The organism is Arthrobacter sp. BK1 (assembly GCF_056680055.1).
Map to the genome: position 1 here is coordinate 1,869,269 of NZ_CM155263.1, position 12,485 is coordinate 1,881,753.

Below are 12,485 nucleotides of genomic sequence, written 5' to 3' on the forward strand. Positions count from 1 at the left end.
GCACAACGGGGACGAGCGCACACAGGACCGCGCCCCATCACTCTGCTGACCGCGGGCAACCTTGCCGTACCTGTTGATTATCGATAGACTTTCACCGTAAATCGATACTCTAGGAGACCCTGTGGGAAAGCTGACAACCCTTGCGCTGCGCGCAGTTCTTGCCCTGGCGCTCGCCGGCTCGCTCTTTGTCCAAGTGCGGATGGTCCCCCTTCTGTCCACGGACCTGGAAGAGGCCGGCACGGATAGCGGCATACGCATTTTGGCCATCCTGATCGTCGTGCTGGGAATCGCCGCAGTCCAGGTCACGCTGGTGTGCGTCTGGCGCCTCCTGACGATGGCACGAAGGAACACGGTCTTCTCGCACAGCGCCTTCCGGTACGTGGACATCATCTTCTGGGCCGTGGCGTCCGCATCGGTCCTGGTCTTCGCCCTCGCGGTCATGCTCGCACCAGGCGATGCCGCTCCGGGCATAATCCTGCTGATCTGTGGCGCATCGCTGCTGATTGCCGGAGTGGCGCTGATCGTCCTGGTACTCCGGACACTGCTGGCCCAGGCCGTTGAGCTTGATGCCGAAGCGAAGCACCTGCGCACCGAGCTCGACGAGGTGATCTGATGCCGATCGTCGTGGACATCGATGTGATGCTGGCCCGGCGGAAGATGGCGGTGGGCACACTGGCGGACCGGGTGGGGATCACCCCGGCAAACCTGGCCGTCCTCAAGAACGGCCGCGCCAAGGCCGTGCGCTTCACCACCCTCGAGGCCCTATGCGACGTCCTCGAGTGCCAGCCCGGGGACCTGCTGCGCTGGGAGCCCGAAGAGTCAGCAGTCACCAAACCGCAGGATTCCTCTACAACGTTCTAAATACCGTCATTCCGGGCACGCCGCAAGGGTTGATTTGTGACTGGATGCACCCTAAGTTACTGGGGAAGCGTTTTCCCAATCGAAAATTGAAAGGATTCACCGATGAATCCGAGCAGGAAATCCGTACGCCACCTCTCTGTTGCGGCAGTAGCCGGCCTGGCATTGACCGTTGGCTGCCTCGCTGCCCCGGCAGCCGCAGCCGGGCCCTCCGGGAAGCCAGGCACCGCAGGCGTCCAGCTGGACTTTCTCGATCGCGGGCTGGTGGCAGCCGGCACGTCCGAAGGTGTTTTCGTCAGCTGGCGCCTCCTGGGCCATGAGGCAACGGGCTCCACGGCAACCGGCCTCACCGGCACCGATTTCAACGTCTACCGGGACGGACAGAAACTCGCCACTGTCACGGACAGCACCAACTTCCTTGACGCCGCAGGAACCGGGGCGTCGGAATACGACGTGCGTGCCGTCGTCGGCGGCGTTGAGCTGGACCGGAGCGCCACAGCCACCTCATGGGGCGGCAACTTCAAGGACATTCCGCTGAAGAAGCCGGCCGACGGCGTCACTCCAGCCGGCCAGGCGTACACTTACTCAGCCAACGATGCCTCGGTGGGCGATGTGGACGGCGACGGCCAGTACGAGTTCGTGGTCAAGTGGGATCCGAACAACTCCAAGGACGTCTCCCAGGTTGGCTACACGGGCAACACCTACGTGGACACCTACAAGGCAGATGGAACCCTGCTGCACCGGATCGACCTGGGCGTCAACATCCGCTCCGGTGCGCACTACACGCAGATGCTCGTGAACGACTTCGACGGCGACGGACGTTCCGAAATGATGTTCAAGACGGCGCCGGGGACCAAGACCATCTCGTACAACGTGAACGGTTCGGTGGCGGGCGAATCCTTCATTTCGATGCTCCAGTCCGACCTGGACGCCGGCTTCTCCAACGCCGATGACTACCGGATGAGCGCCGCCGACTACTACCAGCACATGGTGGCCACCTTCCAGGGCTGGAGCGACCACCCCGAGGTGAAGGCCGGCAACTGGCCTGCAACGCTGGAGGAAGCGTTCGGCATCGCCCCGAAGTACCAGTACCCGCTGTCCCGGACGGATGCCGAAGCCGTGGCGGACTACTTCATGGACGTCTACGCGCCCTCCCGAAGCGCCCGGAACAACCTGCGCGCCTTTGAAGGCTTTATCGTCTCCGGCCCGGAATACCTCACGGTGTTCGAGGGTGCCACGGGCAAGGAACTGAAGACCGTGGCCTATGAGCCCGGCAGGCACGACGACGGACTGATGTGGGGCGATTACGCCATGGCCCGGATTGAACCCGGGAACCGCGTGGACCGCTTCCTTGCCGGCGTCGCGTACCTGGACGGCAAGAAGCCGGCCGCCGTGTTCGCCCGCGGCTATTACACACGGACAACGCTGGCTGCTTACACCTGGGACGGCGCCAACCTGTCCCCCGTCTGGAATGTGGACTCCGGCTGGACGCCCATGACCAACCCGTTCAACGACGGCCCGCACGGCCGCAACGGTACGGACCCTGAATTCGGTACGCTCACCACCCAGGGCTTCCACTCCCTGAGTGCCTCTGACGTGGACGGCGACGGCAAGCAGGAGATTGTGTACGGTTCCGCCGCCATCGACGACGACGGCTCGCTGCTCTACAGCTCGTTCGACACCATGCCCGCGGCCAGCGCCGCCCCCGGCGAGGAGGCCAGGCTGGGCCACGGCGACGCCATGCACGTCACCGACATCGATCCCGCCCGGCCCGGCAAGGAAATCTTCACCGTCCACGAGGGCGGCACCTACGCCCCCTACGGCTATGCCATGCGCGACGCCGCCACCGGCGAGGTCCTGTTCGGTGCCTACTCCGGCAAGGACACCGGCCGCGGCATGATCGGCGACGTTGATCCATCTGTTCCCGGAATCGAGAACTGGGCGATCGGCATGCAGTCGGCCGACGGCGACAAGCTCTCCACCACCGCTCCGGGCACCAATATGAGCATCAAGTGGGCTGCGGATATGACCACTCAGATCATCAATGGTTCCCAGGAACAGACGCCAACCATCGATGACTTCAAGCGCGGCAGGCTGTTGACAGCCGAGGGAACCCGCACCAACAACGGCACCAAGGGCACCCCCAGCCTGGTGGCCGACGTCGTGGGTGACTGGCGCGAAGAAATGCTCGTCCGCACGGCCGACAGCTCGGCCCTCCGCATGTACATGAGCACCGAAGTGACCAACCACAAGCTCTACACGCTGATGCACGATCCCCAGTACCGCGCCGAGGTGGCGCGGCAGAACACCACCTACAACCAGCCTTCGTACACCGATTTCTACCTTGCCGCAGATATGGACTTCACTGATGTGCCGCTGCGCGCAGCGTGGCTCCCCGGCAGCGTGAAAGCACTCCAGCAGACCCTGGAGGACCACATTGAGTCCGGCGGGGTATCGGGTCCGGCGGTCAAGCAGTTGGAGGCGAGTGTCCAGCAGGCCGCTAAGGCAGTTTCCGACGGCGATGCCGCCAAGGCTGCGCAGGCCATCGCACGCTTCGTGGAGTTCCTGGACCAGCAGAAGAACCCGGACCAAGTGTCTGACCTTGCGCGGACCGTGCTCGATTACCAGGCGGGCAATATTCTCCGCGCATTCGAGGGCTAGGAAGGCAGAAAGCAGGAGAGACTGTTGAGATGACACTCGCACCGCTGATCAAGCTCAATGACGGTTACAGCATCCCGCAGCTGGGGCTTGGCACCTGGCCGCTGGACGACGAAAAGGTGAGTGCCGCCGTCGTACGCGCCGTGGAAGCCGGATACCGGCACATCGATACCGCCGTGAAATACGGCAATGAAAAAGGGGTGGGTGACGGGATCAGGGCCAGCGGTGTGGACCGGGAGGACCTCTTCGTCACCACCAAGCTGGACGGCGAGTTCCAGGGCAACGACCGCGCAGCTGAGGGGCTGGACGGTTCGCTGCAGCGGCTGGGACTGGACTATGTGGACCTGCTGCTGATCCACTGGCCGCTCCCCCAGCGTGACGAGTTCATCTCCACATGGAAAACGTTCGAGCGGCTGCAGGCGGAGGGGAAAGTCAGGTCGATCGGAGTGTCCAACTTCAAACCTGCGCATCTGGAGCGTCTGTTGGCGGAAACGGATGTGGTTCCGGCGGTGAATCAGATCCAGCTCAGCCCTGCCATTACGAGGAATGCGGAGCGGGAGTTCCACTCCCGGCTGGATATTGTCACGGAGTCGTACAGTCCGCTGGGAGGCTCAGGAGGAGACCTTTTGAGCGCCCCCATCCTTTACCAGCTGGGTGAAAAGTACGAGAAAACACCTGCCCAGGTTGTCTTGCGGTGGCATATTCAGCAGGGTCTTGTAACGATTCCGAAGTCCGGAAATCCGGAGCGGATGAGGGAGAATCTGGACGTCTTCGACTTCGCCCTGGATCCGCTGGATCTAGCGGAAATTGCCATCCTGGACGAGGGCCCCGGGGCCGGCAATGACTCCGACGCCACCGGCCACTGAAACGTACCTGACGAGGCCTTTTTATAACGGGTGGGGTTGGCAAACCGATAGTAAGCATGATTACTATTGAGGCAGAAGGATTAAGCGTCCCCGGGATCCGGGAACCTCCTTTACTTAGGAAGAGGAACGTAAAAATGGGATTTCTTGCATTTCTGATTCTCGGCCTTATCGCTGGTGCGATCGCTAAGGCGATCCTTCCGGGCAAGCAGGGTGGCGGCTGGATCATCACCCTCGTGCTCGGCGTCGTTGGAGCACTGCTCGGCGGCTGGATCGGTGGAATGATTTTCGGCACCGGCCTGCAGGAGTTCTTCTCCCTGCAGACCTGGCTGCTCGCCATCGGCGGCGCCCTCATCGTGCTTCTCGTTTACGGCATGATCACCAAGCGCGGCGTCCGCAGCTAATTGCGACGCGCGCCAGGAAACCGGCCTGGGGACAAAATCCCCGGGCCGGTTTTCTATTCTCCGGGCCAGGTAGGCCCGGACTGAAAACCTTCTCATGGAGCAGGAGTTCATCATGAAAAACAAACTTCTTTTGGGTATCGGAGTAGCGGCAGGCTACGTTCTGGGTTCGCGCTCCGGCCGTGCGGCGTACGACAAGCTCAAGTCCAGGGCGGCAGGCTTCTGGGACAGCAAGCCTGTTCAGGACAAAGTCACTGCAGCCACGGAGGCCATCAAGGAAAAGGCTCCCGACTTGGCTGACCAGCTGGGTGAGGCCGCCCGCCGCGCGGGCACCGTCATTGGTTCCGCCGTCCACCACGACAGCGCGTCAGGCGACGGTAAGGGCAAGACGTCCGACGTCGGCACGTCGGTCAGTGCCGGCGCCTCGGGCAGTGCCTCGTCAGCTCACGCTGCCGGCTCAGCCGAAGCCCGCGCAGCCGAAGCCGGGGATCACATCCCGGCCCACAGCACGCACCCGGAAACAGTGAACCTGGGGACTTCGGATGTTGAATCCGATCCTGCCCTCAATGACGCCCAGGGCCAGGACTGGTCCGATGAAGGTGGCGCCACCCCCGCCGGGGCAGCCACGAACGTGGACCCGCGAAGGGACTGATTCAGGGTTCCTGCCCGGAACGTTACGCAGGGCCGCCGCTTGACACTGAGGTCGGGGCGGAACTGTGCTAAAACTGTTTGACCTTGCTGGCCGTCGCGATCCTTGGGGGACGCGGCGGCCGGCAGAGTTTTAAGGGCCGATGCCCAGGCTCAGGGTTCCTGCCCTGGCTCGCGAGTCTGCTGGACAGGCAGCGGTAGCCCGGCCCGGCCACCCCTCCATCTTACCCCTGTGGCCTGACGTCGAGGCCGATGTAGCTTGCTCGTTCACACGGGACTGGCTAGCCAGCCCAGCCGACGGGGTGGCCGACCCGCCGGCACGAGCCAATTTCATCATTACTGTCGTACCCCCTTGGCAGAGTGTTCCCATGGAACCTTCCAGTGGTCAGCTTGCGGAGTCCGGCGGTTCCACCGCTGCACTTTTGCGGGCGGATCCGCGTGTTGGGGGTGCTTCCAATACGTTGAAGGTGGACGCTGGCCACCTCCACGGCTTAAATGTCGTACCCCCCTGGCAGAGTGTTCCCATGGAAGCTTTTAGTGGTCAGCTTGCGGAGTCCGGCGGTTCCACCGCCGTGCTCACGCACGCGGGCCAGCCTGTTGGGGGCGCTTCCAACGGAAGGACGGCCGACAGGGCGGGTGTCGGGACGGCCGACGCCGGGCTGGCCGCGCTGCTGGCCGCTGTGAACGCCGCCGCGGCTGCCGCCCCGGCCCGGCTCGCGATGGCCGGCTATGTTGAGAGCGCACATTTCGCCGGCGACGTCGAAGACATCTCCCGGACCGTGGAATACCTCCAAGTCCTCGCCGCAGGGTCGGTGGACCGCACCCGTACCCAAGCCATCGCCGACGCCGCAACCGCCCGCACCAGGTCCACCAGGACCTGGGTCACCGGCTGGGACCACGGCACCGAAACCCTGAACGAAACCGACACCACCTGGCCCACCGGCCCCGCCGCCCCGCCCGTTGTGTCCTCGCCCGCGGACGACGGATGCGCGAACACCGCCGAATTCCTCCGCGTCAGGCTCCGGATCGGCAAATCCGAAGCCCACCGCCGGCTCGCCCTCGCCCGCGCCATCCTGCCCGCCACCACCCTCACCGGAGAAACCACCCCACCACCCAGGGAACACCTCGCCGCAGGACTCACCCCCACCCCGGACCCAGCAGTCACTGCCAGCACCCTGGATCCAAAGGACTCAGGGCCCGCGCTTGCCTGCCCGGCGGTGTCCTCCCGGGCCGGGACCATCATCAGCCTCACCCTGGACCGGCTCCAACACCGCACCACCCCCGAAGCCCTCACCCTGATCGAAACCGACCTCACCCGCACCGCAGCCACCGCAGACCCGGACTTCCTCGCCCGCGTCGCCCGCCGCTGGTCCGACACCCTCGACGCAGACGGCACCGAACCGTCCGAAGAAGCCCTCCGCCACACCCAAGGCGCCTTCATCCGCAAACCCCGCCACGGCCTTCACCACCTCGAAATCTTCGCCACCACCGACCAATACGAACACCTCCTCACCGTCATGAACACCGCCACCAACCCCCGCACCACACCCACCACCAGCAGCAGTACCGGCACCAGCAGCACCAGCCGCATCGACGGGGACATTGACGGGGACATCGGCGGCAGCACCGGCAACGGCCCCGATACCGGTCCCGGCACCGGCCAGAACCGCTGGGCCGACGCGGACGCCAACGCGGATGTGGAACTGGACCGGCGCACCCGCTCCCAAAAACAACTCGACGGCATCATCGGCGCCCTCAAAGCAGCACTACGCACCGACACCCTGCCCATCACCGGCGGAAACCGCCCCCAAATCCTCGCCACCATCCACTACCAAGACCTCCTCCCCCACCCCGCGGACGGAACCACCACCGGCAACAACATCACCACCAAAACGCGCCCAGGCACGGGCACCGGGCCAGGGCCAGAGACAGAGACGGGCAACTACACCTTCACCGGCCCCGTCGCCGCCACACCACCCTGCGCAAACTCGCCTGCGACGCCGACATCATCCCCGTCCTGCTCGGCACCAACAGCGAAATCCTGGACCTCGGCCGCAAAACCCGCCTCTTCACCCCCGCCCAACGCCTCGCCCTCACCGCCCGCGACCAAGGCTGCACCTTCCCCAACTGCACCATCCCAGCCCCCTGGTGCGAAGCCCACCACATCACCTACTGGTCCAACAACGGCCCCACCAACACCACCAACGGCACCCTCCTCTGCTCACACCACCACCACCTCATCCACAAAGAACAATGGACCATCACCACCCAACACGGCACCCCCTGGTACACACCCCCACGCCACATCGACCCCACCCAAAAACCCCAACAAAACCACTACTTCAAACCACCCCCACCACCCCAACGCGAATAGCGCACCCGGCTCAACCATGCGCCGAGAGCGTTGCCGGTCACCCGGCTCAAACCTGCGCCGACAGACCTCGCCGGTATGAGCACCGGACGGATGAGAAATTCGGGCTGAGTACTTCAGGTTGATTACTTCAGGTTGAGCACATTGGGTTGAGCACACACGGGAAACGAACTTTGTGGATCAGCGTTGGAGCGTCGACCGCCACCCGCTAGGACTTATTTGATTTAGTCAGCCCAGCCCAGGGCCAATGCCAACGCCAACGCCAACAACCACTGTGCCGTCGAGCTCCTCAGAGCGGACGATCCGGACGGCCAGTCCCGCATCGGCCAAAATCGCGGCCGTCTGATCAGCTTGCCTTTGGCTGGTCTCCAGGATGAGGCTGCCGCCCGGGTGGAGCCACTCCGATGCCCCGTCGGCAAGACGACGGTGGAAATCAAGACCGTCCGGCCCGCCATCAAGCGCCAGTCGCTTTTCATGCAAGCGGGCTTCCGGGGGCATGGTGCCTATCTCACCTGTCGGGACATAGGGGGCGTTGACGGCCAGGATCTGGATCCTGCCACGGATCGCGGGCGGCAGCGCAGCGAACAGATCGCCCTCGTGGACCTGGCCGCCCACCCGGGCTACATTACGTCGAGCGCAATCCACAGCGCCCCGGTCCATGTCCGCAGCATGTAACTCGATTCCGGAAACACGGGAGGCGATTGCAGCACCGACGGCGCCGGAACCACAGCACAGATCCACTACGACGGCAGGCGAATCTCCTCTGCGGCGGGCCCGCGGCCGGTCATCCTCCAGCAGCGCAACAGCTTCGTCCACCAGAATTTCGGTGCGGCAGCGGGGAACAAAAACGCCCGCATCCACTTCAATCCGGAGTCCGCAAAAGCTTGCCCAACCCAGCACATGCTCCAGAGGGAAGCCGGCGAGGCGCAGCTCTACCGACGAAGCGAGCTCGGCAGCGCTGGATGCCGCAGCAAGGAGCAGTTGAGCTTCCTCCTCTGCAAAGACACACCCTGCGGACCGAAGCCGGGCACAAATGTCATCAAAGGAAGCTGACCGCAGTTCACTGGCGGGCATGAGACGCCCTCTCGATGGGCAGGCTGCAATTTCGGTGACCTCTGGGCCTTGTCGGCCCAATCCTTTTAGTGGATCCAGTCGTCGGTTCATGCGCAGAGGGAATCAGCATCGCAGCGGCTACACAAATATGGGCCAACCGTCCTCCCGATGTGGCTGGAAACTCCATGCTAACCGACGCTTCCAGCAGGGCCGAGTGCACCCTTCGGCGCCTGCAGAATAGCCCTTGGAGACGGCAGCCAAAAGACTGGATTTATTCGATGCAAGCGCTTACACTCTGACGTGGTTCACCCTACGGCGGTCGTTGATCGCCCGGTAAACCGAGTCCCAAACCGCCACGGGGCACAGAAGCCATGTGCGCGGCCCATCGATACAACGCAGCCTGTACAGCAACGCCGCTACCAGGAAGGTCTCTCCTGACGTGAAATACCGCACTCTCAAAGGCTCCACCCCAAGGCTCCAACCAGCCACCCGCCCCAAGACGGCATCCAAATGCACGCCCCTCCTTCGGGCCGGCGCCGGCATTCTCGTAGCGGCCGTCGCTGCCGCAACCGCGCTGCTCCCCGCGCAGGCTGCACCCGACCCGTCAAAGGCCGGCCCTGACAAGCCGGGAACGCCGTCGTCGGCTGCCAGCCACTCGCTCCGCGCCCCGGTGACGGATGAGAACTTCTACTTTGTGATGGCTGACCGGTTCAGCAACGGGGACACCACCAACGACCTCGGCGGCCTCCCGGACGACCCGATGGTGTCCGGCTTCGATCCCACCAAAAAGGGCTTCTACAACGGCGGCGACCTGGCTGGCCTGCTGGACAAAATCGACTACATCCAGGGCCTGGGCACCACTTCGATCTGGCTGACCCCCAGCTTCAAGAACAAAGCGGTGCAGACGGAGGACAAGTCCGCCGGCTACCACGGCTATTGGGTCACCGACTTTACCCAGATCGATCCCCACCTCGGTACCAACGCCGAACTGCAGGCACTCATAGACGAGGCCCACGCCCGCGGAATGAAGGTGTACTTCGACATCATCACCAACCACACTGCGGACGTGATCGGCTTCGAAAACAGCGAGGGAATCGGTGCCCGCCAGCCCTACAAGTCGAAGGACACGGATCCCTACAAAACGGCGGCCGGGGTGGAGTTCGACGACCGTGACTTCGCAGGCTCGGACAGCTTTCCGGAGCTGGACCCCAAGACGTCCTTCCCCTACAAACCCGTGCTGCAGGTGGGCGAAGAGGAGCTGAAGGTTCCCGACTGGCTGAACAACACGGAGCTCTACCACAACCGCGGCGACACCACCTTTGTGGGCGAGGACTCCTACTACGGTGACTTTTTCGGCCTGGACGATCTCTTCACCGAGCACCCCACTGTGGTGAAGGGGATGGAGGACATTTACAAGACCTGGATAGGCAAGTTCGGCGTGGACGGCTTCCGGATCGACACCATGAAGCACGTGAACAACGAGTTCTGGCAGGAGTTCGGCCCGGACGTTCTCAACTATGCCCATGAACAGGGCAAGGATGAGTTCTTTATGTTCGGCGAGGTGTTCGATACCACCAAGAGCTTCACGTCGCAGTTCACCACCCGGAACGAGATGCAGGCAGTTCTGGACTTCCCGTTCCAGGATGCAGCCCGGAACTTCGCGTCGAAGGGCCAGGACACCCGCTCCCTGGAGACGTTCTTCGCCACTGACGACTGGTACACCGACGCCGACTCCAACGTCTACCAACTGCCCACATTCCTGGGCAATCACGACATGGGCCGGATCGGCAGTTTCATCGCCGCGGACAACCCCGGGGCAACCGACACGGAGCAGGTGGCCCGCGATCAGCTGGCGCACGAACTCATGTACTTCTCGCGCGGCAACCCGGTGGTCTACTACGGCGACGAGCAGGGCTTTACGGGTCCGGGCGGTGACCAGGATGCCCGGCAGACGCTCTTCGCCAGCCAGGTGCCGGAGTACCTGGACGACAATCTCCTCGGTACCGACGCCACACACGCAACGGACAACTTCAACGCAGCCCACCCGCTGTACTCCAAGATCAGCCAGCTGGCTGCCCTGACCAGGGAGCACCCGACCCTGCGCGATGGCGCCCACCAGCATCGGTTCGCCTCCGAAGGAGCCGGGATCTACGCCTTCTCCCGGACCGATGCCGAGGACCAGCGCGAATACGTCGTTGCCCTGAACAACAGCGAGCAGCCGCAGACGGCGGAGGTTCCCACCTACATCGGCAAGCGCAGCTACACGAAGATCTACGGTGACGCCGCCGAAGAAGCAAAAACCTCCGCAGCGGGCAAGCTGACCGTCACGGTCCCGCCGCTGTCCGCCGTGGTCTACCAGGCATCGGGCCGCATCCCGCACTCCAAGGCAGCCCCCGCCGTCGCGCTCCAGGAACCCGCCGCGGCACCCGCGGACAACGGGCGGATCAACGTAACGGCCGACGTCGACGGTACGTCGTTCTATGAGGTCACCTTCGAGGCGAAAACGGCAGGCGGTGGCTGGGAACCGATCGGCACCGATGACACCGCGCCATACGAGGTGTTCCATGACGTGGCAGCGCTGGAGGCCGGCACTGCGCTCGAATACAGGGCCACCGTGCTGGACAACGGCGGCCACACGGCCACCAGCCAGTCCCGCGCAGCAGCAGTTCCCGCGCAGCAGCAGTTCCCGCGCCGATCCTGACCCTGCAGAAGCCTGCCGAAGGCAGCGGTGTGAAGAGTCCAGTTGAGCTCAGCGCCACCGCGGACCCCGAGAAGGCAAGCCACGTGGTGTCCTTCGAACGCAGCGTTGCCGGCGGGGCGTGGATAGCTGTGGGCTCCGATGATTCGTCGCCGGTGTACTCGGTGGTCGATGACCTGGCGGCCCTGGGACTCGCTGACGGCACCAAGGTCCAGTACCGCGCCACCATGACCGGCCCCGGGTTCAGTGTGGCAAGCGAGCTGCGGACCGTCTTTGTGGGTGAGGCTCCGCAACCCGATACCGTGACGGTGGCCGGAGACCTGAACCTGGCGATGGGCTGCGACGAGGGGGAGCTGGCGTGCCCGCAGGCCATGATGACACTGGATCCGGCGGACAACATCTGGCGGCTCACCGTTGACGCACTGCCTGCCGGACAGTACAAGTACAAGGCCGTGCTCGACGGCAACCCGGATGCGAACTATGGCGCCGGCGGAGTCTTCCGAGGCACGGACATTGTGCTGGACCACCCGGGTGGGGCCGTGACGTTCCGTTACGACAACAGCACACACATCCTCGGCGCCATCTACGCCTCGCAGCAGCCCGGGGCCGTTGCCATCGCCGGGAGCCTCAACACCGAACTCGGGTGCCCGGAGGACTGGGCTCCCGCCTGCGACGAGGCCCAGCTGACGCTGGACCCGGCAACCATGGTGTGGAAGCTGGCCGTTGAGAAACTGCAGGCAGGCACCTATGAGTTCAAGGCGGCGCTTAACCGCGGCTGGGACGAAAACTACGGTGCCGGCGGTGCGCCCAACGGCGGAAACATCGTTTACAAGCACGACGGCGGAGCGGTCACCTTCCGGTACGACCACTTCACCCACCTGCTCACGGCGGGTTAAGTCCAGAGCGGGTTAGTACAAGGAAGGTTAGTCAGTCCG

The 12,485-nt window shown here is 64.0% G+C and carries 8 protein-coding genes and 2 pseudogenes; 9 read left to right on the forward strand and 1 reads right to left on the reverse strand.

What is annotated here, in order from left to right; translation table 11 throughout:
- Positions 1 to 121: 121 nt before the first annotated feature.
- From AC1MCA_RS08375 to AC1MCA_RS08410, 8 genes and pseudogenes are all read left to right on the forward strand, one after another.
- A complete protein-coding gene (locus tag AC1MCA_RS08375) occupies positions 122 to 613 on the forward strand; it encodes a DUF2975 domain-containing protein (RefSeq protein WP_479802631.1) in 492 nt (163 codons plus the stop codon).
- Positions 613 to 861 carry a helix-turn-helix domain-containing protein gene (locus tag AC1MCA_RS08380; RefSeq protein ID WP_108599116.1) on the forward strand — a complete coding sequence of 83 codons (249 nt, stop codon included), beginning with the start codon at positions 613 to 615 and terminating at the stop codon, positions 859 to 861. The genes AC1MCA_RS08375 and AC1MCA_RS08380 overlap by 1 nt, the downstream gene beginning before the upstream one ends.
- A gap of 102 nt (positions 862 to 963) precedes the next feature.
- Complete coding sequence (locus AC1MCA_RS08385) at positions 964 to 3,519, forward strand: rhamnogalacturonan lyase (RefSeq protein WP_479802633.1); 2,556 nt, start codon at positions 964 to 966, stop codon at positions 3,517 to 3,519.
- A 29-nt stretch (positions 3,520 to 3,548) separates the two neighbouring features.
- Positions 3,549 to 4,382, forward strand: coding sequence for an aldo/keto reductase (locus AC1MCA_RS08390; RefSeq protein WP_479802635.1), 834 nt, complete (start codon positions 3,549 to 3,551; stop codon positions 4,380 to 4,382).
- Positions 4,383 to 4,516: 134 nt separating this feature from the next.
- On the forward strand, positions 4,517 to 4,783 hold the full coding sequence (locus tag AC1MCA_RS08395; RefSeq protein ID WP_108599113.1) for a GlsB/YeaQ/YmgE family stress response membrane protein: 267 nt from the start codon (positions 4,517 to 4,519) through the stop codon (positions 4,781 to 4,783).
- Positions 4,784 to 4,895: 112 nt separating this feature from the next.
- Positions 4,896 to 5,432: a hypothetical protein gene (locus AC1MCA_RS08400; protein WP_479802637.1), complete on the forward strand. Its 537-nt coding sequence runs from the start codon at positions 4,896 to 4,898 to the stop codon at positions 5,430 to 5,432.
- 715 nt (positions 5,433 to 6,147) lie between these two features.
- Positions 6,148 to 7,212: pseudogene (locus tag AC1MCA_RS08405) on the forward strand (DUF222 domain-containing protein); the annotation flags it as partial.
- 380 nt (positions 7,213 to 7,592) lie between these two features.
- A complete protein-coding gene (locus tag AC1MCA_RS08410; RefSeq protein WP_479803339.1) occupies positions 7,593 to 7,802 on the forward strand; it encodes an HNH endonuclease in 210 nt (69 codons plus the stop codon).
- Between the two features lie 225 nt (positions 7,803 to 8,027).
- On the opposite strand, the gene AC1MCA_RS08415 is transcribed toward AC1MCA_RS08410, so the two are convergent.
- Entirely contained in the window at positions 8,028 to 8,873 is an 846-nt protein-coding gene (locus AC1MCA_RS08415) for a putative protein N(5)-glutamine methyltransferase (protein ID WP_479802638.1), read from the reverse strand.
- Between the two features lie 520 nt (positions 8,874 to 9,393).
- On the opposite strand from AC1MCA_RS08415, the pseudogene AC1MCA_RS08420 reads away from it, so the two are divergent.
- Positions 9,394 to 12,446, forward strand: a pseudogene (locus tag AC1MCA_RS08420) (alpha-amylase family glycosyl hydrolase).
- The last annotated feature ends 39 nt before the right edge of the window (positions 12,447 to 12,485 follow it).

Excerpts from the sequence above, each read along its gene's own strand:
- AC1MCA_RS08380 (WP_108599116.1), top strand. The coding sequence starts at position 613 with ATGCCGATCGTCGTGGACATCGATGTGATGCTGGCCCGGCGGAAGATG.
- AC1MCA_RS08385 (WP_479802633.1), top strand. The coding sequence starts at position 964 with ATGAATCCGAGCAGGAAATCCGTACGCCACCTCTCTGTTGCGGCAGTA.
- AC1MCA_RS08390 (WP_479802635.1), top strand. The coding sequence starts at position 3,549 with ATGACACTCGCACCGCTGATCAAGCTCAATGACGGTTACAGCATCCCG.
- AC1MCA_RS08395 (WP_108599113.1), top strand. The coding sequence starts at position 4,517 with ATGGGATTTCTTGCATTTCTGATTCTCGGCCTTATCGCTGGTGCGATC.
- AC1MCA_RS08400 (WP_479802637.1), top strand. The coding sequence starts at position 4,896 with ATGAAAAACAAACTTCTTTTGGGTATCGGAGTAGCGGCAGGCTACGTT.
- AC1MCA_RS08415 (WP_479802638.1), bottom strand. The coding sequence starts at position 8,873 with ATGCCCGCCAGTGAACTGCGGTCAGCTTCCTTTGATGACATTTGTGCC.